At 67.8% G+C, this 26,272-nt stretch carries 26 protein-coding genes; 25 read left to right on the top strand and 1 reads right to left on the bottom strand.

The window, feature by feature from the left end:
• Positions 1 to 111 precede the first annotated feature (111 nt).
• From BT264_RS10075 to metH, 4 genes are all read left to right on the top strand, one after another.
• Positions 112 to 1,383 (top strand): DUF3108 domain-containing protein, encoded by a 1,272-nt coding sequence (locus BT264_RS10075; protein WP_177318349.1) that lies wholly within the window; start codon positions 112 to 114, stop codon positions 1,381 to 1,383.
• A 241-nt stretch (positions 1,384 to 1,624) separates the two neighbouring features.
• Positions 1,625 to 1,882, top strand: a complete 258-nt coding sequence (locus tag BT264_RS10085) for a BTH_I0359 family protein (RefSeq protein WP_006477667.1) — start codon at positions 1,625 to 1,627, stop codon at positions 1,880 to 1,882.
• A gap of 202 nt (positions 1,883 to 2,084) precedes the next feature.
• The gene (locus BT264_RS10090) at positions 2,085 to 3,152 is read left to right on the top strand and encodes a homocysteine S-methyltransferase family protein (protein ID WP_072437333.1); all 1,068 of its coding nucleotides are present in this window, start codon (positions 2,085 to 2,087) and stop codon (positions 3,150 to 3,152) included.
• Positions 3,153 to 3,194: 42 nt separating this feature from the next.
• Positions 3,195 to 5,912, top strand: a complete 2,718-nt coding sequence (gene metH, locus BT264_RS10095) for a methionine synthase (protein ID WP_072437334.1) — start codon at positions 3,195 to 3,197, stop codon at positions 5,910 to 5,912.
• A 112-nt stretch (positions 5,913 to 6,024) separates the two neighbouring features.
• Here the strand turns inward: metH and BT264_RS10100 are convergent, their stop codons facing one another.
• Positions 6,025 to 6,348 carry a DUF1840 domain-containing protein gene (locus BT264_RS10100; RefSeq protein WP_034179168.1) on the bottom strand — a complete coding sequence of 108 codons (324 nt, stop codon included), beginning with the start codon at positions 6,346 to 6,348 and terminating at the stop codon, positions 6,025 to 6,027.
• 201 nt (positions 6,349 to 6,549) lie between these two features.
• On the opposite strand from BT264_RS10100, the gene argS reads away from it, so the two are divergent.
• The 21 genes from argS to BT264_RS10205 all read left to right on the top strand — a co-directional run bounded on the left by argS (position 6,550) and on the right by BT264_RS10205 (position 26,056).
• A complete protein-coding gene (gene argS / locus BT264_RS10105; RefSeq protein ID WP_072437335.1) occupies positions 6,550 to 8,331 on the top strand; it encodes an arginine--tRNA ligase in 1,782 nt (593 codons plus the stop codon).
• A gap of 104 nt (positions 8,332 to 8,435) precedes the next feature.
• Positions 8,436 to 9,332 carry an SPOR domain-containing protein gene (locus BT264_RS10110; protein ID WP_072437336.1) on the top strand — a complete coding sequence of 299 codons (897 nt, stop codon included), beginning with the start codon at positions 8,436 to 8,438 and terminating at the stop codon, positions 9,330 to 9,332.
• A gap of 69 nt (positions 9,333 to 9,401) precedes the next feature.
• Entirely contained in the window at positions 9,402 to 10,040 is a 639-nt protein-coding gene (locus BT264_RS10115; RefSeq protein ID WP_072437338.1) for a thiol:disulfide interchange protein DsbA/DsbL, read from the top strand.
• Positions 10,041 to 10,059: 19 nt separating this feature from the next.
• Positions 10,060 to 10,833: an SDR family oxidoreductase gene (locus BT264_RS10120; protein ID WP_072437339.1), complete on the top strand. Its 774-nt coding sequence runs from the start codon at positions 10,060 to 10,062 to the stop codon at positions 10,831 to 10,833.
• 357 nt (positions 10,834 to 11,190) lie between these two features.
• The gene (locus BT264_RS10125) at positions 11,191 to 12,786 is read left to right on the top strand and encodes an ABC transporter substrate-binding protein (RefSeq protein ID WP_072437341.1); all 1,596 of its coding nucleotides are present in this window, start codon (positions 11,191 to 11,193) and stop codon (positions 12,784 to 12,786) included.
• A 267-nt stretch (positions 12,787 to 13,053) separates the two neighbouring features.
• Complete coding sequence (locus tag BT264_RS10130) at positions 13,054 to 13,320, top strand: flagellar biosynthetic protein FliQ (RefSeq protein ID WP_072437344.1); 267 nt, start codon at positions 13,054 to 13,056, stop codon at positions 13,318 to 13,320.
• A gap of 3 nt (positions 13,321 to 13,323) precedes the next feature.
• The gene (locus BT264_RS10135; protein WP_072437346.1) at positions 13,324 to 14,082 is read left to right on the top strand and encodes a flagellar biosynthetic protein FliR; all 759 of its coding nucleotides are present in this window, start codon (positions 13,324 to 13,326) and stop codon (positions 14,080 to 14,082) included.
• On the top strand, positions 14,082 to 15,146 hold the full coding sequence (locus BT264_RS10140; RefSeq protein WP_072437349.1) for an EscU/YscU/HrcU family type III secretion system export apparatus switch protein: 1,065 nt from the start codon (positions 14,082 to 14,084) through the stop codon (positions 15,144 to 15,146). Before BT264_RS10135 ends, BT264_RS10140 begins: the two co-directional genes overlap by 1 nt.
• Entirely contained in the window at positions 15,143 to 17,245 is a 2,103-nt protein-coding gene (locus BT264_RS10145; protein WP_072437351.1) for a flagellar biosynthesis protein FlhA, read from the top strand. Before BT264_RS10140 ends, BT264_RS10145 begins: the two co-directional genes overlap by 4 nt.
• A gap of 27 nt (positions 17,246 to 17,272) precedes the next feature.
• Entirely contained in the window at positions 17,273 to 17,977 is a 705-nt protein-coding gene (locus tag BT264_RS10150; RefSeq protein WP_072437353.1) for a flagellar hook-basal body protein, read from the top strand.
• Between the two features lies 1 nt (position 17,978).
• Positions 17,979 to 18,743 carry a flagellar hook-basal body protein gene (locus tag BT264_RS10155; protein ID WP_072437356.1) on the top strand — a complete coding sequence of 255 codons (765 nt, stop codon included), beginning with the start codon at positions 17,979 to 17,981 and terminating at the stop codon, positions 18,741 to 18,743.
• Entirely contained in the window at positions 18,740 to 19,372 is a 633-nt protein-coding gene (locus BT264_RS10160) for a flagellar basal body L-ring protein FlgH (RefSeq protein ID WP_072437358.1), read from the top strand. Before BT264_RS10155 ends, BT264_RS10160 begins: the two co-directional genes overlap by 4 nt.
• The gene (locus tag BT264_RS10165) at positions 19,366 to 20,514 is read left to right on the top strand and encodes a flagellar basal body P-ring protein FlgI (RefSeq protein ID WP_072437360.1); all 1,149 of its coding nucleotides are present in this window, start codon (positions 19,366 to 19,368) and stop codon (positions 20,512 to 20,514) included. Before BT264_RS10160 ends, BT264_RS10165 begins: the two co-directional genes overlap by 7 nt.
• A gap of 14 nt (positions 20,515 to 20,528) precedes the next feature.
• Complete coding sequence (locus BT264_RS10170) at positions 20,529 to 20,882, top strand: flagellar basal body rod protein FlgB (protein ID WP_072437362.1); 354 nt, start codon at positions 20,529 to 20,531, stop codon at positions 20,880 to 20,882.
• Between the two features lie 2 nt (positions 20,883 to 20,884).
• The gene (locus tag BT264_RS10175; RefSeq protein ID WP_072437364.1) at positions 20,885 to 21,334 is read left to right on the top strand and encodes a flagellar basal body rod protein FlgC; all 450 of its coding nucleotides are present in this window, start codon (positions 20,885 to 20,887) and stop codon (positions 21,332 to 21,334) included.
• Positions 21,331 to 21,621, top strand: a complete 291-nt coding sequence (locus BT264_RS10180; protein ID WP_072437366.1) for a flagellar hook-basal body complex protein FliE — start codon at positions 21,331 to 21,333, stop codon at positions 21,619 to 21,621. Before BT264_RS10175 ends, BT264_RS10180 begins: the two co-directional genes overlap by 4 nt.
• Before the next feature lies 1 nt (position 21,622).
• A complete protein-coding gene (gene fliF / locus BT264_RS10185; protein WP_072437368.1) occupies positions 21,623 to 23,110 on the top strand; it encodes a flagellar basal-body MS-ring/collar protein FliF in 1,488 nt (495 codons plus the stop codon).
• Complete coding sequence (locus BT264_RS10190) at positions 23,097 to 23,609, top strand: hypothetical protein (protein WP_072437370.1); 513 nt, start codon at positions 23,097 to 23,099, stop codon at positions 23,607 to 23,609. Before fliF ends, BT264_RS10190 begins: the two co-directional genes overlap by 14 nt.
• The gene (locus BT264_RS10195) at positions 23,606 to 24,301 is read left to right on the top strand and encodes a FliH/SctL family protein (protein WP_072437372.1); all 696 of its coding nucleotides are present in this window, start codon (positions 23,606 to 23,608) and stop codon (positions 24,299 to 24,301) included. Before BT264_RS10190 ends, BT264_RS10195 begins: the two co-directional genes overlap by 4 nt.
• Positions 24,279 to 25,610 (top strand): FliI/YscN family ATPase, encoded by a 1,332-nt coding sequence (locus BT264_RS10200; RefSeq protein ID WP_072437374.1) that lies wholly within the window; start codon positions 24,279 to 24,281, stop codon positions 25,608 to 25,610. The genes BT264_RS10195 and BT264_RS10200 overlap by 23 nt, the downstream gene beginning before the upstream one ends.
• Positions 25,607 to 26,056, top strand: a complete 450-nt coding sequence (locus tag BT264_RS10205; RefSeq protein WP_143155691.1) for a hypothetical protein — start codon at positions 25,607 to 25,609, stop codon at positions 26,054 to 26,056. Before BT264_RS10200 ends, BT264_RS10205 begins: the two co-directional genes overlap by 4 nt.
• Positions 26,057 to 26,272 lie beyond the last annotated feature (216 nt).

A 26,272-nucleotide genomic window follows, 5' to 3' on the forward strand; every position in this document is an offset into this window, starting at 1 on the left:
ATCCCGGTACACGCCGCGCACCGCGAACGCGCGGCGCCTCCGACGGTCCGATTCCTGTGGTGCGCTGTGCACCCAATGTCACGCGACCAACCCGACCCCGTTCCGGTGCCCATGCAGCCTGCCGACATCCGCCCGCGTCACGCCCTGCCCCGCCGCTGGCTGCGCGTGGGCGTCGCGCTCGTCGTCGTGCTGGTGCTGCACGCGCTCGCCGCGATCTGGCTGATGCGCAATCGCGAATCGTTCACGCCGCCCGCGCCCGCCGAGGTCCCCGTGCAGATCGAGCTGCTGAAGCCGCAACCGATCGAGCGCCAGCCCGCGCCGTCCGAGCCGAAGCCGGTCGAGCATCCGGCCGCCCCCGCGGCGGCCGCGCCCAAGGCCGCCGCACCGAAGCCTGCACCGTCACCCGAGCCGGTCCTCACGTCGACGCAGCCGGCCGAGCAAGGCGAGCCGCCACCGGCTGCCGTCTCCGCGGCGAGCGGCATGCCGAGCGCATCGGGCACGCACGCCGCATCGGCCGCCGGCGCCAGCAGCGCCGCGGCGCCGGGCCCCGCGACCGATGGCGTGAAGTTCGCCGCGCCGCCGTCCGGCGACCTGCAGTACGACACGTTCTACAACGGGATGCAGAACATGATCGGCACGATCCACTGGCGCACCGACGGGCGCACCTACGACCTGTCGGTATCGATGCCGGTGCCGTTCGTCGGCCCGTTCGCCTATCGCAGCGAAGGTCGCATAGACGCATTCGGCGTCGCGCCCGACCGTTACGTCGAGAAGCGCGGCAAGCGGCCGGAAGACATCGCGATCTTCAACCGCGAGATCCGGCAGGTCGTGTTCACACGCACGCCGAACAACGCGCCGCTGCCCGACGGCGTGCAGGACCGCTTCAGCATGCTGATGCAGTTGTCGGGGCTCTTGCGCGGCAACCCGTCCGCCTACAAGCCCGGCGTCACGCAGCAGTTCTTCGTGATCGACAACAACAGCGGCGAGACCTGGCCGATCACGGTGATCGGCGACGAGCAGGTGCAGACGCAGGCCGGCATCATCGACGCGCGGCATTTCATGCGCCTGCCGCGCCGCGACGGCGACACGCGCCGCATCGACATGTGGCTCGCGCCGTCGCTCGGCTGGCTGCCCGCGCGGCTCGTGCAGAGCGAACCGAACGGCGCGCAGATCGAGCTGCTGTGGCACGGCCGGCTCGCGGCGCCGGCCGTGCCGTCCGATGCGACGCCGGCAGGCGACACAACGAACGCGCCCGCCGGCGCATCGACGCCCGATGCATCGGCCGCACCACCCGCGGAACCGCCACAACCAGCGCCGCCGGCCACCGTGCAACCGCCCGCGCCACCGGCTGAACCGTCGGCGGCGTCGCCTGTCACACAGTGAACGCGCGGGGATCGGCAATTTCGACCGACTACAGATTTCCGCGAAATGGCCGATGACACTCTTTAACAACTATTTCAGTCCACCGGCAGACAATAAGAAACGTTTCATAGACATCGGCTTCTAACCGATACACCCCACGCAACGGGAACGGGGTGTGCTGCGCAAGCCCCTTGAAACCGGCAAGGCTCGCCCCACCTAGGGGACAACAAGGCCAGATGCCACTGCGAAGAGGAGTGCCGCCATGCAAATGATCTACAACAGCCCCAACTACTGCGTCGTCGAATTTGCGCCGCAGGCCGGCCATCATCTGATGAATGCCGGCGGATACGAAATCGTCGACAAGAACGCGCAGCGCGAGATCTTCATCGACGGCGAACTTGCCGAACGCTTCCGCGCACACGTGAAGCAACTGATCGAGGATGAACCGTCGCTCGACGAAGTCGACGAATTCCTCGGGCAATTCGACAGCCTGATGATGATGCCCGTCGTGCTGCACTGACGACCCGCGGCCCGGCGCCTCGCGCGGCCGGGCCATTCGCCGCGCACCGACGCGGCGCCCGCGAGCACTCCGATCATGCCCCCGTCCGGTTCGCCTGGCGGGGGCTTTCATTTGGCGGGCGCCCCGGCCGGCGCGAGGCCGGGCGGCGGCCAGGCGCACCGGCTACAATGACGGTTTTCCCGTCTTCGCCGGTCCTCCGCCCATGTCTGCGACTCCTCTCGCCGCTTCCGTCCCGCTCGACGCGCCCTACACGCGCGGCGCCGCACTGCCCGCGCTGCTGAAATCGCGCATCCTGATCCTCGACGGCGCGATGGGCACGATGATCCAGCGCTACAAGCTCGACGAAGCCGCGTATCGCGGCGAGCGCTTCAAGGATTTCCCGCGCGACATCAAGGGCAACAACGAGCTGCTGTCGCTCACGCAGCCGCAGATCATCCGCGAGATTCACGACCAGTACTTCGCGGCCGGCGCCGACATCGTCGAAACCAATACGTTCGGCGCGACGACGGTCGCGCAATCCGACTACGGGATGGAAGATCTCGTCGTCGAGATGAACGTCGAATCGGCGAAGCTCGCGCGCGAATCGGCCGCGAAATACGCGACGCCGGACAAACCGCGCTTCGTCGCGGGCGCGATCGGGCCGACGCCGAAGACGGCGAGCATCTCGCCGGACGTCAACGATCCGGGCGCCCGCAACGTCACGTTCGACGAGCTGCGCGACGCGTACTACCAGCAGGCGAAGGCGCTGCTCGACGGCGGCGTCGACCTGTTCCTCGTCGAGACGATCTTCGACACGCTGAACGCGAAAGCCGCGCTGTTTGCGCTCGACGAGCTGTTCGAGGACACCGGCGAGCGCCTGCCGATCATGATCTCGGGCACCGTCACCGATGCGTCGGGCCGGATCCTGTCGGGCCAGACGGTCGAGGCGTTCTGGAATTCGCTGCGTCATGCGAAGCCGCTCACGTTCGGCCTGAACTGCGCGCTCGGCGCGGCGCTGATGCGCCCGTACATCGCCGAGCTCGCGAAGCTGTGCGACACCTACGTGTCGTGCTACCCGAACGCGGGCCTGCCGAACCCGATGAGCGACACCGGCTTCGACGAAACGCCGGACGTCACGTCGGGCCTGCTGAAGGAATTCGCGCAGGCCGGGCTCGTGAACCTCGCGGGCGGCTGCTGCGGCACGACGCCCGAGCACATCGCCGAGATCGCGAAGGCGCTCGCCGACGTGAAGCCGCGCCGCTGGCCGAACCAGTACAGCGACAACGCCTGACCCGACCGCCCCACGCCCTTCATTACACGAATTCGCACCGCCATGACCGATCACATGATGCGCCTTGCCGGCCTCGAGCCGTTCAACGTCACGTCCGGAACGCTCTTCATCAACGTCGGTGAACGCACCAACGTCACCGGCTCGAAGGCGTTCGCGCGGATGATCCTCAACGGCCAGTTCGACGAGGCGCTCGCCGTCGCGCGCCAGCAGGTCGAGAACGGCGCGCAGGTGATCGACATCAACATGGACGAGGCGATGCTCGATTCGAAGGCGGCGATGGTGCGCTTCCTGAACCTGATCGCGTCGGAGCCGGACATCGCGCGCGTGCCGATCATGATCGACTCGTCGAAATGGGAAGTGATCGAGGCCGGCCTCAAGTGCGTGCAGGGCAAGGCGATCGTGAACTCGATCTCGCTGAAGGAAGGCGAGGAAGCGTTCCGCCGCCACGCGAACCTGATCCGCCGCTACGGCGCGGCGGCCGTCGTGATGGCGTTCGACGAGAAGGGCCAGGCCGATACGTACGAACGCAAGACCGAGATCTGCAAGCGCTCGTACGATTTCCTCGTGAACGAAGTCGGCTTCCCGCCGGAAGACATCATCTTCGACCCGAACATCTTCGCGGTCGCGACCGGCATCGAGGAGCACAACAACTACGCGGTCGACTTCATCGAGGCGACCCGCTGGATCAAGCAGAACCTGCCGTACGCGAAGGTGAGCGGCGGCGTGTCGAACGTGTCGTTCTCGTTCCGCGGCAACGACCCGGTGCGCGAGGCGATCCACACCGTGTTCCTGTATCACGCGATCCAGGCCGGGATGGACATGGGCATCGTGAATGCCGGCCAGCTCGGCGTGTATGCCGACCTCGACGCCGAGCTGCGCGAGCGCGTCGAGGACGTGATCCTGAACCGCCGCGCCGATTCCACCGACCGCCTGCTCGAGATCGCCGACAAGTTCAAGGCGGGCGGCGCGAAGAAGGAAGAGAACCTCGAGTGGCGCAACCAGCCGGTCGAGAAACGGCTCTCGCATGCGCTCGTGCACGGCATCACGACCTTCATCGTCGAGGACACCGAAGAAGTGCGCGCGAAGATCGACGCCGCCGGCGGTCGCCCGATCAACGTGATCGAAGGCCCGCTGATGGACGGGATGAACATCGTCGGCGACCTGTTCGGCCAGGGCAAGATGTTCCTGCCGCAGGTCGTGAAGTCGGCGCGCGTGATGAAGCAGGCGGTCGCGCACCTGATCCCGTTCATCGAGGAAGAAAAGCGTCTGCTCGCGGAAGCGGGCGGCGACGTGCGCGCGAAGGGCAAGATCGTCATCGCGACCGTGAAGGGCGACGTGCACGACATCGGCAAGAACATCGTGTCGGTCGTGCTCCAGTGCAACAACTTCGAAGTGGTCAACATGGGCGTGATGGTCCCGTGCAACGAGATCCTCGCGAAGGCGAAGGTCGAGGGCGCGGACATCATCGGGCTGTCGGGCCTCATCACGCCGAGCCTCGAGGAAATGGCGTACGTCGCGTCCGAAATGCAGCGCGACGACTACTTCCGCGTGAAGAAGATCCCGCTGCTGATCGGCGGCGCGACCACGTCGCGCGTGCACACGGCCGTGAAGATCGCGCCGCACTACGAGGGCCCGGTCGTCTACGTGCCCGATGCGTCGCGCTCGGTGTCGGTCGCGTCGAGCCTGCTGTCCGACGAAGGCGCGGCGAAGTACCTCGACGAGCTGAAGTCCGACTACGAACGCATTCGCGACCAGCACGCGAACCGCAAGGCGCAGCCGATGGTCACGCTCGCCGAGGCGCGCGCGAACAAGACGAAGGTCGACTGGGCCGGCTACGCGCCCGTGAAGCCGAAGTTCATCGGCCGCCGCGTGTTCAAGAACTACGACCTGAACGAACTCGCGAACTACATCGACTGGGGCCCGTTCTTCCAGACGTGGGACCTGGCTGGCCCGTACCCGGCGATCCTGAACGACGAGATCGTCGGCGAATCGGCGCGGCGCGTGTTCTCCGACGCGAAATCGATGCTCGCGCGCCTGATCCAGGGCCGCTGGCTGAGCGCGAACGGCGTGATCGCGCTGCTGCCGGCGAACACCGTGAACGACGACGACATCGAGATCTACAGCGACGAATCGCGCTCGGAAGTGCTGCTCACGTGGCGCAACCTGCGCCAGCAGAGCGTGCGTCCGGTGGTCGACGGCGTGATGCGGCCGAATCGCTCGCTCGCCGACTTCATCGCGCCGAAGGAATCGGGCGTCGCCGACTACATCGGGATGTTCGCGGTGACGGCCGGCCTCGGCGTCGACGTGAAGGAAAAGCAGTTCGAAGCCGACCACGACGACTACAGCGCGATCATGCTGAAGGCGCTCGCCGACCGTTTCGCGGAAGCGTTCGCCGAGGCAATGCATGCGCGCGTGCGACGCGAGCTGTGGGGCTACGCGAGCGGCGAGACGCTCGACAACGACGCGCTGATCGCGGAAAAGTACGCGGGCATCCGCCCGGCGCCCGGCTACCCGGCCTGCCCCGACCACCTCGTGAAGCGCGACATGTTCGACGTGCTGCACGCGGACGAGATCGGCATGAGCGTGACCGACTCGCTGGCGATGCTGCCGGCCGCGAGCGTATCGGGCTTCTACCTCGCGCATCCGGACAGCCGCTACTTCTCGGTCGGCAAAATCGGGCAGGATCAGCTCGAGGACTACGCGCGGCGCATGGCGCTGTCGCTCGACGACGCGCGCCGCGCGCTCGCGCCGCAGCTCTGATCGATGCGGACGGGCGGCCGACCGCCCGTTTGGTCAGACAAAAAGAAAAAGCCCGCTCGGAAGCGGGCTTTTTCCTGCCTTACTGACCTTTCGTACTGCCGGGCAACGAAGCTCAGAAGCCCCAGTGCACGTCGGCTTCGCCGGCTTTCGCCTCGCGCAGCATCGTGAGGAACGGCGCGACGCGCTGGGCCAGGCTCGGCGGCACTTCGTGGTGCGCGTGATCGGCTTCGTCCTCGTGGAAGTGGCCGGCGTGCTCGGCGCGCGCCTGCTTCGCCTGCGCGACTGCGCCTTCCAGCTTCGCGATCGCGTGGTCCAGCTCGTCGTGCGTAATCACACCGCGCTCGCCCAGCTGCTTGCCGACGAGGCCCAGCACATACACGGCGAAATCCTTCAGCACGTCGAGATCCTGTGCCGCCTTGCTCTTGAACGTAATCATGACAATTCCCTTTTCATCTTGTTGTGCCTGCGCGGCGAGGTTGGGGGAACGCCGGCAGACCGGCGTCCGGCCTCGCGGACGCGGGGCGCCTGAGCGGCATATTAGCACCTGTTAAAATTCTGCGATCCCTGAAACGCGCGCTTAAAAAGCGCGCCGGCGGCCCGGCGTTTCCGGCCGCCACCAACGAAGCCTTCTACCAGCATGCTGCCAGCACACAAACAGACCCTCGAAGCCCTGCTCGCGGATAGCGTCAAGCAGGTCGCACACGCGCTGAATGGCGCCGACGCCACGTTCGTCGCCCCGGCCATCACGCTGGAGCGCCCGAAGGTCGCCGCGCACGGCGACGTCGCGTGCAACGTCGCGATGCAGCTCGCCAAGCCTCTCGGCGCGAACCCGCGCCAGCTCGCCGAGCAGATCGTCGCCGCGCTCACTGCGCAGCCGGCCGCGCAAGGGCTCGTCGACGCCGCCGAAATCGCCGGCCCCGGCTTCATCAACCTGCGCCTGTCGGCCGCCGCGAAGCAGGCGGTGATCGCCGCCGTGTTCGACCAGGGCCGCGCGTTCGGCACGTCGGATCGCGAGAAAGGCAAGCAGGTGCTGCTCGAATTCGTGTCGGCGAACCCGACCGGCCCGCTGCACGTCGGCCACGGCCGCCAGGCCGCGCTCGGCGACGTGCTCGCGAACGTGATCGCGAGCCAGGGCTACGCGGTGCACCGCGAGTTCTACTACAACGACGCGGGCGTGCAGATCGGCAACCTCGCGATCTCGACGCAGGCGCGCGCGCGCGGCCTGAAGCCGGGCGACGCGGGCTGGCCGGAAGCCGCATACAACGGCGAATACATCGCCGACATCGCACGCGACTACCTGAACGGCGAAACGGTCGCCGCGTCGGACGGCGAGCCGGTCAAGGGCGCGGGCGACGTCGAGAATCTCGACGCGATCCGCAAGTTCGCGGTCACGTACCTGCGCCGCGAACAGGACATGGACCTGCAGGCGTTCGGCGTTAAGTTCGACCAGTACTACCTCGAATCGTCGCTGTACAGCGAAGGCCGCGTCGAGAAGACGGTCGACGCGCTGATCAAGGCCGGCATGACCTACGAGCAGGACGGCGCGCTGTGGCTGCGCACGACCGACGAAGGCGACGACAAGGATCGCGTGATGCGCAAGTCGGACGGCACGTACACGTACTTCGTGCCGGACGTCGCGTACCACGTGACGAAGTGGGAACGCGGCTTCACGAAGGTGATCAACATCCAGGGCTCGGACCACCACGGCACGATCGCGCGCGTGCGCGCGGGCCTGCAGGGGCTGCACGTCGGGATCCCGAAGGGCTATCCCGACTACGTGCTGCACAAGATGGTCACCGTGATGCGCGACGGCCAGGAAGTGAAGATCTCGAAGCGCGCGGGCAGCTACGTGACGGTGCGCGACCTGATCGAATGGTCCGGCGGTGCCGCGGCGGGCCAGGAAGCGGCGCCCGACCTGATCGACGAGGCGACCATCACGCGCGGCCGCGACGCGGTGCGTTTCTTCCTGATCTCGCGCAAGGCCGATACCGAGTTTGTGTTCGACATCGACCTCGCGCTGAAACAGAACGACGAGAACCCGGTCTATTACGTCCAGTACGCGCATGCGCGGATCTGCTCGGTGCTCAACGAATTGAAGTCGCGCTACAACGTCGACGCCGCGCAACTGCCGGGCGCCGACCTGTCGCAACTGACGAGCGCGCAGGCCGCATCGCTGATGCAGAAGCTCGCCGAGTATCCGGACATGCTCACGCACGCGGCGAACGAGCTGGCGCCGCACGCGGTCGCGTTCTACCTGCGCGATCTCGCTGGCGAATTCCACTCGTTCTACAATGCGGAGCGCGTGCTGGTCGACGATGAAGCGCCGCGCAACGCGCGCGCCGCGCTCCTTGCCGCGACCCGGCAGGTGCTCGAGAACGGCCTGGCGGTGCTCGGCGTGTCCGCGCCCGCCAAGATGTAAGGACGCAAGCGGCCCGAACCGGGCAGCGAATGGCCGCGGCAGCGCCCGCCGTCGGATAGCCCGCCGCGGCCTTTTCACGATTCTTTTTGCAGGTGACTCAAGCAATGGCACAACCACGCCGCACTTCGAAACAATCGAAACAAGCCGGAGGGACATTTCTTGGAATCGTGCTGGGCCTGATCGTCGGCCTCGCGATCGCCGTGGTGGTGGCGCTCTACATCACGCGTTCGCCGTCGCCGTTCGTGTCGAAGGTCGCGCCGCCGCCGGCCGACAACGGCGCGAGCCAGCCGCAGCAGTTCGACCCGAACCGCGCGCTGCAGGGCAAGACGCCCGGCCAGCCGGTACCGCAGGCCGCGCAGCCCGCACCGCCCAACACCGCGCCCGGCCAGGCCGCGAACCAGACCCAGGGCGGCCTGTTGCCCGAGCCGCAGATCGTCGAAGTGCCGCCGTCGGCCAACGGGTCGAGCGGCTCGAACAACACCGGCAGCTCGAGCAACACGACCGCGTCGAACAATGCGTCGTCGGGTAACGGCGTCGCCGTCGCACCGAAGCCGGCCGACACCACGCCGCCGAAGAAGCCGCAGCCGCCGCAGCAACAGCAGGCGGGCGAGGACGACCTCGCGCGCTTCGCCGCGCAGAAGCAGGCGCAGCAGGCCGCCGCGCAAAAGCAGCAGCAACAGCAGCAGGCCGCGAACACGCCGAAGCCGACGTCGTCGGCCACCGCCGCCGCGGCAGCGAAGCCGCCGACCGCGAGCGACGCGAATACCGGCTACTTCCTGCAGGTCGGCGCGTACAAGACGGAAGGCGACGCCGAGCAGCAGCGCGCGCGCCTCGGCTTCCAGGGCTTCGAGTCGAAGGTGTCCAAGCGCGATGTCAGCGGCGTGACCTATTTCCGCGTGCGCGTCGGTCCGTTCTCGAAGTTCGAGGATATGAACTCGGCCCGTCAGCGCTTGTCCGATGCAGGTGTCGACACGGCGGTGATCCGCTTCACGAAGCAGTAGGCAGCCGGTCGAGCCCACGCAGAACCCGTTACGTTTCGTAACCCGAGCAACTGATTCGACGTTCACAACATGAAAAAACTGCTTAGCACGCTCCTTCTGTCCCTGGGCCTCGCGGCCGGTTTCGCCCAGGCATCGCCTGCCGCACCAGTCGCCGGCAAGGACTTCGAGGTGATGAAGTCGCCTCAGCCGGTGTCCGCGCCGGCCGGCAGGGTCGAGGTGATCGAGTTCTTCTGGTACGGCTGCCCGCACTGCTACGAATTCGAGCCGACGATCGAGGCCTGGGTGAAGAAGCAGGGCAACAACATCGACTTCAAGCGCGTGCCGGTCGCATTCCGCGACGATTTCATCCCGCACTCGAAGCTGTTCTATGCGGTGTCCGCGCTCGGCATCTCCGAGAAGGTCACGCCGGCGATCTTCAACGCGATCCACAAGCAGAAGAACTACCTGCTGACGCCGCAGGCGCAGGCCGACTTCCTGGCCACGCAGGGCGTCGACAAGAAGCAGTTCATGGACGCGTACAACTCGTTCAGCGTGCAGGGCCAGGTGAAGCAGTCGGCCGAGCTGCTGAAGAACTATGCGATCGACGGCGTGCCGACGGTCGTCGTCCAGGGCAAGTACAAGACGGGCCCCGCTTACGCGAACAGCATCCCGGGTACCGCCCAGGTGCTCGACTTCCTCGTGAAGCAGGTTCAGGACAAGAAGCTCTGACCCCCGCCCGCGCGCCGGCATGACTACTCCGCTGAAGGTCTTCATCACCGGCGCGTCGAGCGGCCTCGGCCTCGCGATGGCCGAGGAATACGCCCGCCAGGGCGCCACGCTCGCGCTCGTCGCGCGACGCACCGAGGCGCTCGATGCGTTCGCGCGGCGTTTCCCCAAGCTGTCCATCTCCGTCTATTCCGCCGACGTGCGCGATGCCGACGCGCTCGCGACGGCCGCCGCGTCGTTCATCGCGACGCACGGCTGCCCGGACGTCGTGATCGCGAACGCGGGCATCAGCCAGGGCGCCGTCACGGGCCAGGGCGATCTCGCGACGTTCCGCAACGTGATGGACATCAACTACTACGGGATGGTCGCGACGTTCGAGCCGTTCGTCGGCCCGATGACGGCTGCGCGCCACGGCACGCTGGTTGGCGTCGCGAGCGTCGCCGGCGTGCGCGGCCTGCCCGGCTCCGGCGCGTACAGCGCGTCGAAATCGGCCGCGATCAAGTATCTCGAATCGCTGCGCGTCGAGCTGCGCCCGGCCGGTGTCGGCGTCGTGACGATCGCGCCCGGCTACATCCGCACGCCGATGACCGCGCACAACCCGTACCGGATGCCGTTCCTGATGGACGCCGACCGCTTCGCCGCGCGCGCGGCGAAAGCGATCGCACGGCAGCACGCGTTCCGCGTGATTCCGTGGCAGATGGGCGTCGTCGCGAAGGTGCTGCACGTGCTGCCGCGCTGGCTGTACGACCGCCTGTTCGAGAAGGCGCCGCGCAAGCCGAAGGCCGGCGCGCACTGACGAGTCGGCGGTCCGGCCCGCGCGACACGCGCCGGGCCGCATCGCCGCATCGAAGCTTCGATTTCGCGGCACTTCCCGCGGCGTCCGCACAGATCCGCCGCGTTCCCCGACGCGCCGATCTCCCCCTCTCCGCCGCCCGGCTCTCCCGCCGCCTCCGCAGCACCTTCCGCCGCATCAACACCCGTTCCGTCGCGAACGCAGCCGTTTTTCGGTCAATTCGCCGCGTTCCGGCGCCTTTTTTCACGCGCCGCGCGCTTTGCCGGTATGCTGTTCGCCAGCCGCGCCGGCCCCGCCCGCTTCCGGGCCGCGCCCGCATCCCGTCACCCAGCAAAAAACACAAGCCACGTGGGAGATCCTATGCACGTCAAGCTGTTCGCCGCGGCCGCGGTCGCCGCAGCACTCGCCGCCCCCGGCCTCGCCGCCGCCAAGCCGCTCACCGTCTGCACCGAATCGAGCCCGGACGGCTTCGACGTCGTGCAGTACAACTCGCTCGTCACGACCAACGCATCGGCCGACGTGATCTTCAACACGCTCGTGTCGTACGACGAAGCCGCGAAAAAGGTCGTGCCCGCGCTCGCCGACAAATGGGACGCGAGCGCCGACGGCCTCACCTACACGTTCCACCTGCGCCCGAACGTCGCGTTCCAGACCACCGACTATTTCAAGCCGGGCCGTGCGCTCGACGCGGACGACGTCGTGTTCACGTTCACGCGGATGCTCGACGATGCGAACCCGTGGCACAAGGTGGCCGGCGCGAGCGGCTTCCCGCACGCACAGTCGATGGGCCTCGTGAAGCTCGTGAAGTCGGTCACGAAGGTCGACGACAGCACCGTGAAATTCGTGCTGAACGAACCGAACGCGACGTTCGTGCCGATCCTGACGATGGGCTTCGCGTCGATCTATTCGGCCGAATACGCGGACCAGCTGCTGAAGGCCGGCAAGCAGGCCGACCTGAACGCGAAGCCGGTCGGCACGGGCCCGTTCGTGCTGAAGAGCTATACGAAGGACGCGCTGATCCGCTACGACGCGAACCCGACGTACTGGGGCGCGAAGCCGAAGGTCGACCGGCTGATCTACGCGATCACGCCCGACCCGTCGGTGCGCCTGCAGAAGGTGAAGGCCGGCGAATGCCAGATCGCGCTGTCGCCGAAGCCGCAGGACGTGCTCGCCGCGAAGGGCGAAAGCGCGCTGAAGGTCGTGCAGACGCCCGCGTTCATGACCGCGTTCGTCGCGCTGAACACGCAGAAGAAGCCACTCGACAACGACAAGGTGCGCGAGGCGCTGAACCTCGCGTTCGATCGCGCGACCTACCTGAAGGTCGTGTTCGACAACACCGCGACGGCCGCGAACAACCCGTATCCGCCGAACACGTGGAGCTACGCGAAGGACGTCGCGCCGTATGCGTACGATCCCGCGAAGGCGAAGCAGCTGCTCGCGCAGGCCGGCTTCCCGAACGGCTTCTCGACGACGATCTGGACGCGCCCGACCGGCAGCGTGCTGAACCCGAACCCGAAGGTCGGCGCGGAGCTGCTGCAGGCCGACCTCGCGAAGATCGGCGTGAAGGCCGACGTGAAGGTGATCGAATGGGGCGAGCTGATCAAGCAGGCGAAGCTCGGCCAGCATGACATGCTGTTCATGGGCTGGGCCGGCGACAACGGCGATCCGGACAACTACCTGTCGCCGTTGTTCAGCTGCAATGCAGTGAAGTCGGGCATTAACTTCGCGCGCTTCTGCGACGCGCAGCTCGACAAGCTGATCGTCGACGGCAAGTCGACCGCCGACCAGGCCAAGCGCGCGAAGCTGTATGAAGCCGCGCAGAAGATCATCCACGACCAGGCGCTGTGGATCCCGCTCGGCTACCCGACCGCTGCGGCGCTCACGCGCACGAACGTGAGCGGTTATCGTGTGAGTCCGTTCGGACGGCAGAACTTCGCGGCGGTGTCGGTGCAGTAATTCGGCGCGATCATCGCTTCCTCATTTTGAAATCGAGCCCGGCGTGTTAAACGCCGGGCTTTTTTTATCTTGCTCGACTCAATTCGGTTTAATCGAATTGATTCGAGTTACGTTTCCAGCGAGATTCAATAAAAAACTAGCAAAAATAGAGTCGATTTAGTAATCGTCATATATCAAGCTGGCCAGTCGGTCTATACACTCTGCTGCTTCGGAAACATCGCAACACTAACTAATAACCGAAGACTTATTCAGCAACGGAGACGGCCGATGTCAGAAAGCCAAGTATTGCAGCTACTCGAGCAGCTCGTCTGGAACAGCATCCTGATCGCCGGCCCCGTGCTCGCCGCGACGCTGATTGCAGGTCTGCTCGTCAGCATCTTTCAGGTCGTCACCCAATTGCAGGAGATGAGCCTGAGCTACGTGCCGAAGCTCATCGTCGCCGGCGTTGTGATCGTGACGCTCGCCCCATGGATGCTCGGTCGCCTGACAGGTTTCACCACCACATTGTTCACCGGCATCGCCGATCTCCGCTGAGCGATGACAGCCGAATCCTTCGTCGGCTGGTCGACGGCCGCACTACTACTGTCGCTGCGCATCGGGCCGTTGCTCGTGCTCGCGCCGCCGTTCTCCCGGCTTCGCATCCCGGCACGAATTCGTATCTGCCTCGCACTTGCGCTGGCCGGCGCATTCGCCACGCCGCTCCCCGCCGTTCTTCGCGACGATCATGCGGCGCTCGTCGAATGCGCCATCTCCGAACTCGCATTGGGATTCGCACTCGCATTTCCGTTTCAGGTGGCATTCGCCGCGCTATCGCTCGCCGGACGCGCGCTCGACGTGCAGGCGGGCTTCGGCCTCGCCATGGTCATCGATCCCGGTTCGCGCGAACGCGCGCCGCTGTTCGGCACGCTCCTCACGCTCGGCGCCGGCGCGATCTTCTTCGCGAGCGGCGCGCATCTCGAACTGCTGCGGCTCATCGCCGCCTCAATCGACCGGATGCCGCCCGGCACCGCGCGCTTCATCGCATCGCCGCACGCATTCATCGGCTATTTCGCCGCCGCGATGGGAATCGGCATCGGTGCCGTCGCTGCCGCCATGCTCGCGCTGTTCCTGATCGACCTGTCGATCGCGTTCCTGTCGCGCACCCTCCCGCAAATGAATGCGTTGATGCTGGGTCTGCAAGTAAAGGCGATCGCGGCGATCGCCGTCACGGCGCTGTCGATCGGCCTGCTGGCGCCCGTCGCGCTGCGGCTGCTGCGCGCGGCGCTCGAATTCGCTCTTGCCCTGGGGGGGAATTGATGGCCGACGAGGAACAGGAAAAATCCGAGCAGGCGACGCGCCACAAGCTCACGCGGGCTCGAAAGAAAGGACTCCTGCCGCGCAGCCAGGAGCTTGGCATCGTACTCGCCGTCGCGGGTTGCGCCGGCTATCTGTGGCTGTCCGGCGAACGCATGGCAGCCCGATTTGCCGCACTCGCTACGCGCATGTTGAACGACGCCCCCGGCATCGCGGCCGACGGACGCGCGATCGAGCACTGGTTCGGCGCATCGCTGCCGGAATGGGTGGCGATCGTCGCACCGCTGATCGCCGCCGCGGTAGGCGGCGCGCTCGTCGCCGCGCTCGCGCAGGCAGGCTTCCTGTTCGCGCCCGACGCACTGAAGGCCGACTTCTCGCGACTGAATCCGGCGGCCGGCATCAAGCGTCTGTTTTCGATGCACATCGTCATCGACGCCGCGAAAGCCTGCGTCAAGCTGGTCGTTTACTGCGCGCTCGCCTGGCGGTGCATCGCCGATGCGGTACGCGCCGCGACGCACGCCGGGCTGACCGTGCCCGGCCTGGCCCGCGCGCTCGGCTCGGCCGGGTCCGCGCTCGCCGTGCAATTGCTGATCGCTGCTGCGCTCTTCGCGGTTCTCGATCAGGCGATCGTTCGGCGACGGTTCGCGAAACAGATGCGGATGAGCCGGCACGAGGTCAGACAGGAGTTCAAGCAGCACGAAGGCGATCCGCGCATCAAGCAGCGCCGCAAGCAGTTGCAGCGCGAGTTGCTGCAACGCTCCCGCAGCCTGCGCGGCATGCGTGGCGCGGACGTGCTCGTAACCAACCCGACGCATTACGCAGTCGGCCTCCGCTACGCGCCGGCCGAGATGGCCGCACCGACAGTCGTGTCGAAAGGCGCGGGCGAATTCGCACTGCGCCTCAAAAAACTCGCGTTCGTCCATCGCGTACAGATCGTCGAGGCGCCGGCACTCGCGCGTCAGCTGTTTCGCCGCGGCGCGCTCGAACGCGAAATCCCGTCCCAGCTGTTCTCCGCGACGGCCGCCGTCTATCTGCGCGTCCATCGCATGCAGGAGCATGCCCAATGACCTGGCTCAGGCACCGGCTGCGTGGCCAGTCCGATCTCGCGCTCGTTTTCGCTGCGAGCGCGATCCTGCTGATTCTGTTCGCGCCGATTCCCGCCGCCGCGCTCGATCTGCTAATCATCATCAACTTCGCGTTCGCCTTCACGATTCTCCTGCTGACCTTCTACGTCACCCGCCCCGTCGAATTCTCGACGTTTCCGTCGCTGCTGCTGATCGCGACGCTGTTCCGCCTGTCGCTCAACGTCGCGGCGACGCGCCTCATCCTGTCCGGCGCCAATGCCGGCCAGGTGATCGGCGCAATCGGTGAATTCGCGGTGCAGGGCAACTACGTGATCGGCCTGATCGTGTTCTTCATCCTGGTCGTCGTCCAGTACGTGGTGGTCACCAATGGCGCGCAGCGCGTCTCCGAGGTCGCCGCCCGCTTCGTGCTCGATGCGATGCCCGGCCAGCAGATGAGCATCGACGCCGATCTCAACATGGGCCTCATCGACCAGAACGAAGCGAAGCGCCGCCGCAAGACGCTCGAGCGCGAAGCGGGCTTCTACGGCTCGATGGATGGCGCGAGCAAGTTCGTCAAGGGCGACGCGATCGCCGGCATCGTCATCCTATTGATCGACATTCTCGGCGGATGGGCGGTCGGCGTCGCCCAGATGGGCATGCCGTTCCCCGAGGCCGTCCGCACGTTTACGTTGCTTACGATCGGCGACGGTATCGTCACGCAGGTGCCCGCGCTGATCATCTCCGTCGCGACCGGAATCATCGTCACCCGTTCGTCCGCCGACAGCGCGCTAAGCCACGAGGCGCTGCGCCAGCTCGCGCGCTTCCCGAAGATCCAACTGCTCGTCGCGGCGGCGCTGACGGGGCTCGTTGCACTGCCGGGCATGCCGAAGTGGCCTGCAGCGCTACTCGCGCTCGCCGCGTTCGGCGTCTGGGCCGGCACGCGCGAGCGGCCCGCAGCGGCGGAAGAAGACGGCACGCCGCCCTCAACGCTCCCGCATGCCGACAGCCCGGCAGCGCTACCCGCCGTCGAGGTTGTGTTCGGCGCGGCGCTGACGGCTGCCTGGCAGCCGATGCAGGCAGAATTTGCCGAGCGCATCGCGACATTTCGCGACCAGTACGCGGACGACAGCGGCTTCGTCGCACCTGTCGTCGTGTTCCGCGATTCGGCACATCTGCCCCCCGACGAATATGAAGTGCGGCTGTTCGGCACCCGCTTCGGACAAGCCACGACGTATCCGGGTCGTACGCTCGCGATTCATCCCGTCGGCGCCACCGGCACGCTGCCCGGCACCCCCACGCGTGATCCTGCGTTCGGCCTGCCGGCCATCTGGATCGACGACGGGCTGCAGGAGCGCGCCAAAGCGCTCGGCCACACCTGCGTCGATCCCATCACCGCGCTCATGACGCACGTCACGGAGCTCGTCAAGGCTCACGCGGCGCGCCTGTTCGGGCGACCGGAAACGATCGCGCTGCTCGACGGCGTGCGCGAACGCCAGCCCGGCCTCGTCGACGAGATCGTGCCGAACGTGCTGGCCGTCGGCGACGTGCAGCAGGTGTTGCAGGGACTGCTCGCCGAACAGGTTCCGATCCGCGACATCGACCTGATCGTGCAGACGCTCGCCGACGTCGGGCGTCGCGAGAAAGACCCGGCGCTGCTCGTCGAAGCGGTGCGGCAGCGCCTCGGTCACGCAATCTGCCAGCGCGCGCAGGGCGATCGCGACGCGCTCGCGGTCCTGACGCTCGATCCGGCGCTTGAAGCCGAGATCGCGCGCAATCTTGCAGGCGCCGACGGTCACGGCGCGCATGTGCTCGATCCGCGGATCGCCGAGCCCTTCCTGGGCCGCCTGCTCGCGCAGGTGGAATCGATGATGCGCCAGGGGCACACGCCCGCGCTGCTGTGCCGGCCCGATATCCGACGCTCGCTCAAGACCTTCTCCCGTCGCGTCGCGCCGCGACTCGTCGTGCTGTCGGTCAACGAAGTTCCGGACATCATCGCGCTACGCGCGTTCGCGACCGTCGGCATCGATCCGCCGTCCGCTTCGCCACCTTCTTCGCCCGCCAGTTCGCCGCAGTCTTCGCCAACCCCGTCTCTTGCCATTTAAACGCAGCACCGCTCCCGAGGAATTCCCATGGATGACCTGATGACGTTGTCGACGCACCTGATCTCGCTCGAAACGCGGCGCCTGGAGACGACCATACGCAATCTAGCGAACGTGGCGACACCCGGCTACCGACGCGAAGTCGCCTTTCAGGACGTGCTGGCGAACGACGCGTCGAACGCCGTCGGCGCGCCGCCGCCCCGCCATGTCACCGACTTTTCGGCTGGCCGGCTCGTCCATACCGCCGACCCGTTCGACCTCGCGATTGCGGGCGACGGCTTCTTCGAGGTGGCGACTGACGCCGGCCTCGCTTACACGCGTGCCGGCACGTTCCGGCGTGCGCCAGATGGCCGCATGGTCACGCGCGCAGGCGGCTGGCCGCTGCAGGGCACGGATGGTGATGTCGTCGTAAGCGCGGACGGCTGGCGCGTCGATCCGGACGGCACCGTGATCGATCACGGCGTTTCGACCTCGACGATCCGCGTCGTGGCCTTCGATGAACCGTCTCGCCTGCGGCGTATCGCCGACGGCCTGTACGCGCCTGACAGCGCGCACGGCACACCGATCGCCACGGCGCGGCTCGCCCAGGGGTTCGTCGAAACCTCGAACGTCAATGCCGCCGACGACATGGTGCGGCTCGTCGAGGCGATGCGCCGCGTCGAGACCGGACAAAAGCTCGTGCATGCCTATGACGACCTGATGGGCACCGTATTGCAACGCCTCGGAGGCATGTGAAATGAATAATGTGTTCTACATCGGCGCGACAGGTCTCGTCGCCCAGCAAACCGCCGTCGACACAACGGCCAACAATATCGCCAACCTGAATACCCCCGCGTTCAAGCGCGGCGCGGTCGATTTCTCGACGCTGCTGGCCTCGAGCGGCCGGTTACCGTCCCGGCCGGGCGCCGACGGCGCAGACGGCGCGGGCGTGTCCGCGTCGATGCGTCCAGTGTTCTCGCCGGGCACGCTGCGGCAAACGGACGATGCCTGGGACGTCGCGATCCGCGGCAACGGCTTCATCGAACTCGACGCGGGCCAGGGCGACTCGGTGCTATGGCGCGGCGGCCGGCTGCGCGTCGGCGACGACGGCTATCTGCGCGCGTCGAACGGCGTCCCGCTGAAAGCAGCAATCTCGGTGCCACGAGACGCCGAGCGTCTGGAGATCACGCCGGACGGACAAGTGCTCGCCGTCATCCCGAACCAGGCCGCACCGCTCGAGATCGGCCGGGTCGAGCTCGTGCAGCCCGCCGATCCGCGCGCATTGCAGGCGCTCGGCGATGGAACCTACCGGCTCGCCGACAACGGCATGGCCGTCATCCGCGCACGTCCCGGCGAAGACAACACGGGCACGCTCGCGCAGCGTTTCAGCGAGGCATCGAACGTCGCGCTCGCGGACGAACTCGCCGGCTTGATGCTCTACCAGCGCGCGTACGCCGCGAGCGCAAAACTCGTGCAAGTCGGCGATGAACTGATGGCCATCGCAAACGGACTGAAGCGATGAGCCGGCTCACGAACGGCCGCCGCGCGCGCACGGCGGCGGCGCGTCCATACTGCCTCGCCGCGGCTGCGACGATCGCCTGCAGCACGTTGATGACGGCGCCGTCCGCCCGCGCCGACGCACTCTACCAACCGGACAACTTCCGGCCGCTGATCGCCGATCGCCGAGCGAGCGCAATCGGCGACATCGTCACAGTCCTCGTCTACGAGCAGTCGAGCGCGAGCCAGACGGCCGACACGTCGACGCGCGCAGGCTTCTCGCTCAACGGCAGCGTCTCGACGCTCTACGCCGGCAACAACCGCGCGCAGGTCGGCGCGGGCGACGACTACGGCGGACGCGGGCAAATCCAGCGCACCGGACGTCTGCTCGCACAGCTGAGCGCCACCGTCGTCGACGTGCTGCCGGGCGGCGACCTCGTCGTCGCGGGCGAGCAGCGCATCGACGTTAACGGCGAGAAAACCGGCATCCGTCTGAACGGACGCGTGCGCGCGATCGACATCGGCCCCGGCAACACCGTGCTGTCAACCCGGCTCGCCGATGCCCGTATCGATTACACCGGCGACGGTTTCATCACCGACCGCACGCGGCCCGGCCTCATTCCACGCTTTCTCGCATGGCTCGGCCTATGGTGACCCGCCTCTTCCTGTCGCTGCGCCACGCGAAGTTGCTCATCGCATTCGTGCTCGTCGTCGCCTGTGCGCCGCCGGCCACAGCCGGCACGAGTGCGGAGGTGCGACTCAAGGACATCGGCCGCTTCCTCGGCTGGCGCGACAACATGCTGGTCGGCTACGGCATCGTGACCGGCCTCGCCGGCTCCGGCGATTCGCCGCGCAACCAGGCAACCCGTCAGGCGCTTGCGAATCTGCTGTCGCAGTTCGACCTCGTCGTCGGCCACGAGCAGATCCAGAGCCGCAACGTCGCGATGGCGATGGTCACGGCCGCGCTGCCGCCCGCCGCCCACCCTGGCGACACAATCGACGTCAACGTCACGTCGATAGGGGATGCACGCAGCCTTGCGGGCGGCACGCTGATCATGACGCCGTTGCGCGGGCCAGACCGGCAGATCTATGCGCTTGCGCAAGGCCCCGTGTCGGTCGGCGGCTACCGGTACGACGCGAACGGCAACCTGAAGCTGAAGAACCACCCGACGGTCGGCATCGTGCCGCGCGGCGGCACGGTCGAAGTCGCCGTGCGCGCCGCGCTCGCCGCGCAGGACGGCACGCTGCGCTTCGTGCTCGGCGAGCCCGATCCCGTCACCGCGCAACGAATCGCACAGCGTGTCAACGGCACGCTCGGGACGCAGGTCGCGCGCGCGATCGGCGCGGACGCCGTCGAGATCGACGCGCCAGCCGATCCCGCAGCGCTCACCGCGTTCGTCGCCCGCATCGAAGCGCTGTCGGTTGCGCCGGACCAGCGCTCGCGGGTCGTCGTCAACGAGCGCACCGGCACGGTGGTCGCCGGCGGAGACACGCGAATCGCGCCCGTCACGATCTCGCACGGCGACATCCGGGTATCGGTCACGACCGAGTACTCGGCATCGCAGCCGAACTTCGTCGCGCTGACCGGACGCGACGTGCGCAGCCTCGTGATCGCCAATAGCGAACTGTCGGTCGACGAAGCGGGCCAGACCGTCGCCATATCGTTCCCGCGCGGCACCGTCGGCGACCTGGTCCACGCGCTTTCGAAAGCGCGCATCGGCACGCGCGATGTCATCGCGATCCTGCAGGCCGTCAAGGCGGCAGGCGCACTGTATGCGGAACTCGTCATTCAATAAAGGAGGAACAAGCGATGTCGATGGAATGGGTCGCCGCGATCGCCGGCAAGGCGATGGACGGCTTGTACGCGCGCTCGGCTGCGATCGCGCACAACGTCGCGAACGCGAATTCGGCCGGCTTTTCGCCGTTGCGGGTGACGTTCGAAGACGCGCTGTCGGCCGCCGCAGCCACGCGGCCGGGCGATACGGACACGGTGCGACGCGAGCGCGTCGAGGCCGTCCGGCCGCAAACGCTCGTGTCGCCGGACACGGTTCGGCTCGATCGCGAAATCGCCGACGCGTCGCAGACGTCGGCGCGCTACGCGCTGCTCGCGAACGTGGCCGCCCGCACGATGCAGCTCAGGCAGCTCGCGGTGCGTGGAGGCTGACCATGTCGGACACGATCTTCGCGATCGCGCGTTCGGGGCTCGACGTCGAACGTCAGCGTCTCGAACTCATCGCCCGGAATTTCGCCAACGCAGGCATCGCCCTCGACCCCGCGGCCGAGCCGTATCGGCCGTTGCGGCTCGTGTCGGCGTCGAACGTCGCGCCGGCCTTCCCCGATGCGCTGCGGCACGCATCCAACACCGTGCCTGCCGACCGGCTCGCCGGCACGCGCGCGCTCGGTGTCGAGACACTCGACATACCGCCGCGCGTGGTGCGCGACCCCGCGCATCCACACGCCGACGCGCAAGGCCTGGTTCGCTATCCGGGTCTCGATCATGCCGCCGAGATGGCGCTGCTGGTCCAGACCCTGCGCACCTACGAAGCGAACGTCGTGATGTTCAACGCCGCGCGCTCGATGTATCTGCGTGCGCTCGACATCGGAGGGCAGTCATGACGCCCGTCGACGCCATCGCCGAATACATGGCGGAGCCGCCGCTCGCAGGACCCTACCCGCTCGCAACGGACCGCTTCGAAACGCTGCTGATGGACGGGGTGCGGAACGTCGACCGCGCGCTGCGCACCGCCGAGGCGGCCGGTGCAGCGTTCGCGCTCGGCGACGATCGGCCGCCGCACCAAGTCATGCTCGCGCTCGAGGACGCGCGGCTCAAGCTGCAATTCGCGCTCAACGTGCGCGCGCGGCTCGTCGAGGGCTACCAGGAACTGATGCGGATGCAACTGTGACATGAATCGACCGATCTCGCGCCTCGGCGCCTATTTCGCGACCGGCTCGCGTACGTGTCAATTCGCGCTCGCCGGCACACTCACCACCGTGGTCGGTTGCGCCGGACTCGCCGCCTGGTTCGCGTTACGCCCGTCGTATCAGATCCTGGCGCGCGACCTGAAGCCGCAGGACGCCGCTGCAGTCGCCGCACAGCTCGACAAGGAAAAGATACCGTTTCGCTACGACGAGCAAACGGCCGCCATTCTCGTACCGGCTGGCGATGCGCGCGCGGCCCGCGTCAAGCTGACGGGCGCGGACCTGCGCCTGCAGGGCGTCGTCGGCTTCGAGCTCTTCAACCAGAGCGACTTCGGCCTGACGGAGTTCGCGCAGAAGGTGAATTACCAGCGCGCGCTGCAGGGCGAACTAGCACGCACGATCGCGACACTCGACGCGATCGAGCTCGCACGCGTGCACCTGAGCCTGCCGGAAGCTTCGCTGTTTCGCCGCGACCGCAACCGGCCCAAGGCATCGGTCGCGCTGTTCGTTCGCGACGGCCACGTACTCGAACCGGACGTCGTCAAGGGAATCCAGCGACTGGTCGCGGCGGCCGTGCCCGAAATGTCGGCCGCGGACGTCTCGGTGCTGGACCAGCGCGGCGCATCCGCCGATGCGCGCGGCGCCGACATCGACGATCCGAAGTTCGCGCTGAAAACCGCCGTCGAGCAGCGTTACGAGCGCAAAATTCTCGCGCAGATCGCCCCCATCGTCGGCGCGAACCGCGCGGCGGTCAGCGTCGACGCGACGCTCGATTTCGATCAGATCCGCACGACCCGCGAATCCGGCCTCACGCAGTCGTCTTCCGGCCCGGACGGCACGCCAGGCCTGCCGGTTCATCGCGTGCCCGCCGGGCCGCCGGCAACCAGCCTGCCGCCGCTGCCCACCACGCCGCCGGCACCGGAGACCGCCCGCTCAGAACGAAGCGTCGAGCAGATCGTCCGGAGCCCCGGTGCGATACGCAAACTGTCGGTCGGCATCGTGCTCGGCAGCGCGATGCCGGCCGAGGGCGTCGCCCGCCTGCGCGACGTCGTCGCCGCGTCGATCGGTCTCGATCCCGCACGCGGCGATACGCTGGCGACGTTCGTGCGCGAAGCCGCGGCGGGACCGGCAGACAAGCGCCCCGAGCCGATCGCGTCCCCGCCCCCACCCGCGTCCATATCGACTTCGCGCGATGAAAGCCGCCCGATCGTCGAACCCGCTAACGCGCAGCGACGCGCCGAACCGCTCTGGCGACATATCGTCGAGATCGGTAGCGCGCCGCCGGGCGCGCTGCTCGCAGCAGTAGCGGGAGTCTGCGTCGCGGCGGCCTGGGCAACTCGCCGCAGACTTCGTAGGCGGCACGCGCAACCACGACAGTTGAACGACGCACAGCGCGCCGAATACGCGACACGCCTGCGGCTATTGCTCGCCGAGGCTGGCGAAACGCCCGGAGATCCGCATGACGCCCGTTGACCAGGCGCGCCGGCTGCGTCGTACGGTGGCGGAACTCGCCCGCTGCAGGATCGAGGACGTCGAGTCGGTCTGGACCATGTTGTCCGTCGCTGAGCGCGAACGACTGCGGCCGCTGCTCGCCGAGGCATCGCGCGCGATCACGGGGCACGCTGTGCCGCTAGCAACCGCGCCTGACGATGCAGAGGCCCGGATGCGCGCGGACCGGCTCACGGATGCGCTCGCCGTACTGCCGGTCGAACTGTCGGCACGCATTGCGGCCGGGCTCGGCGATCTAGAACGAGACGGCGTGTTCATCCGATTGACCGAAGCGCGCCGGCAAGCGCTCGCCGGGCATGCCGCGAAACACGCCGGATTCCGTCTCTCGCCACGCGCGGCCGATGCGCTGCGCGACGCCGCACTGGCGGCCGCCGCGACCGATCGAGCCGCACCGTCGGCACCGGTCCCGGGACTGTCCCCCCTGCGCGTCCGGCTTCGAAATTGGCTGGGGAGACACCGATGAGCACCCTGCTGAAAGCGCATCGCGTGCGGCTCGAAAACGGGCACAAGCGGCTGGCTGCGGAAGCCGCGCATGCGCCACGACCGGCGTCGGACGCGCCGCTCGCCTCGCCGGACCCGCGCGCGGCCGAAATCGCCGAGCTGACCGCACGGGTCGCCGAACTCGAAGCGGCGTGCGCCGCGCTCGAAAGCGCACAGCAAGCGGCGTACCTGAAAGGTATCGACGAAGGCGGCCGCGCGGCTGATGCCCGTGCGAAGCGCGACGACGACGCGCGCATCGATGTGCTGTCGCGCGGCTTGCAGGATGCGCACTCCGAGTTACAGGTGCGGTTCGCATCGCTCGAAAGCCTTGCCCTCGACGTCGCCCGGGCCGCGCTGGAGCAAATGTTCGGTGCGATCGAATGCTATCCGACCCTGATCGCGCAAACGATCCGGCACCACGTCGCACACATGCGAGCGGGCACGGTATTGACTGTCGATGTGTCGCGCGCCGACTTTCCCGACGACGACGCATTGCTGCCGATCGCCACGGCAGCGCCCGATTCGGTCGTCACCGCGCATCCGCACCTGCCGGCCGGCGCGTGCCGGCTCGGCCTCACGCCCGGCCGCGCCGAGCTCGATCTCCCCCGCCAATGCGGCCGCCTGCTGGCCGCCCTCGACCCGTTACGCAGCGATGACGATCCGAACGCCGCCTGAACACGCGTACGTCGCGGCGATCCGCGCAACCGATCCCGTGCGACGCACCGGCGCCGTCACGCGCGTGATGCCGACGTTCGTCGAGGCAGACGGCCCGGACGCGCCGCTCGGCTCGCTGTGCGCGATAGGCGGCGAACGCGCGGAGCCGACGCTCGCCGAGATCGTCAACGTCGAACGCACGCGCGTCACGCTCGCGCCGTACTCGAGCGCCGCCGCGATCCGGATCGGCGACGAAGTCCATGCGCTGCAGACGGGCGCGACACTCCCAGTCGGCGACGCCTGGCTGGGCCGCGTCGTCGATCCGCTCGGACGCCCGCTCGACGGCGACGGGCCGCTCGGTCATTGCACGGAGTCCTGGCCGCTCGCCGGCGTCGCGACGCCACCGCTCGCGCGGCAGTCCCCCGAGCAGCCGCTCGAGACTGGCGTACGCGCGCTCGACGCGCTGTTGACACTCGGCGTCGGTCAGCGCGTCGGCCTGTTCGCGGGCAGCGGCGTCGGCAAGACGACGCTGCTCGGCTCACTCACGCGCGGCGTCCGCGCCGACGTCCGCGTGCTGTGCCTCGTCGGCGAACGCGGCCGCGAAGCCGAGGAATGCTGGAACCGGACGCTGTCCGCAGCCGAGCGCGCGCGCTCGACACTTGTCGTCGCGACGTCCGACCAGTCCGCCGCGCTGCGGGCGCGCAGCGTGCCGGCAGCGCTATCGATCGCCGAATATTTCCGGTCGCAAGGCGCGCACGTCCTGCTGATGATCGACTCCATTACCCGCTATGCGCTCGCGCTGCGCGAAACCGGCCTCGCCGCCGGCGAGCCGCCGACCATGCGCGCATACACGCCGGGCGTGTTCGCCGCGCTGCCAAAAATCGTCGAACGCTGCGGCGCGCTGAAGGACGGCGGCGCGATCACCGCGCTGATGACCGTGCTGACCGAAAGCGACGAGATCGACGATCCGATGGCGGAGACGATGCGCGCGCTGCTCGACGGCCATATCGTGCTCAGCCGCGAACTCGCGGAGCGGGGACATTTCCCGCCGATTCAAGTGCCGAAAAGCGTGAGCCGCGTCAGCCGGTACGTCGCGAGCGACGCGGAACGCGCGCTGGCCGCCGACGCGATCGCTCAGCTTGCGCTGTACGAAACGTCGAAGCCCCTCGTCGAATCCGGGCTCTACACGGTCGGCAGTCATCCCGCGCTCGATCGCACACTGCGTCTGCGCCCCGCGTTGCTCGCGTTCCTGCAGCAGGCCCCTGATCGCCCGACCGAACGGAAGCAAGCCATCGCGATGCTCGCATCCCTGTTGGAGACCGCCGCATGAAATCCACTGCCCCGTTGACCGCGGCGACACGAATCGCCCATCTCCGCGCGCTGCAATTGTCGCGCGAGCGCGCCGAGGCCAAGCGGCTTGCCCACGCGCGCGAGGCTGCGCAGGCACGCGAACGCGAAGCCGCGAACCTGATGGCGGCCATCGCGCGGGAGAGTCGATCCGGCCCCGCCAGCGCCGTCCTGCCGATTGATCTGTTGCGCAATCGCGCCGGCGCGATCGACACGGCGCACCGTACTTGGCTGACGGTCGCCGAACAAGCGCGCTCCGCCACATCGCAAGTCGATGCGCACCGTCCGACACTCGAGCGGCACCATCAATGCGCGGATGCAGCCGACCGGCTCGTCGCGCAGGCGCGCATCGCCGAGCGACGCGCGCGCGACAAGGCGGACGACGCGCGGCTCGATGACTGGCTGTCGACCTGTCGGAGGCGTCCGTGAGCGTTGCGCCGACCGCCACCGGACACTCGCACGACGACGTCCCGGCCGAGACCGCGGCAGCGCCGCGCCGGGACGGCGCGCCGTCGGCATTTGCGCAGACGTTACGCCGGCTCGAACGAGACATGTGGCGGGGGGCGGCAGCCGGCCCCGCGCCTCGGGCGCAGACGTCGCGCCCGCTCGCTCCGCTGTGCTGGTCATCGTCGGTGGCACCGTCGG

This window comes from Burkholderia sp. NFPP32 (genome assembly GCF_900119325.1).
GTDB classification, from domain to species: domain Bacteria; phylum Pseudomonadota; class Gammaproteobacteria; order Burkholderiales; family Burkholderiaceae; genus Burkholderia; species Burkholderia pyrrocinia_C.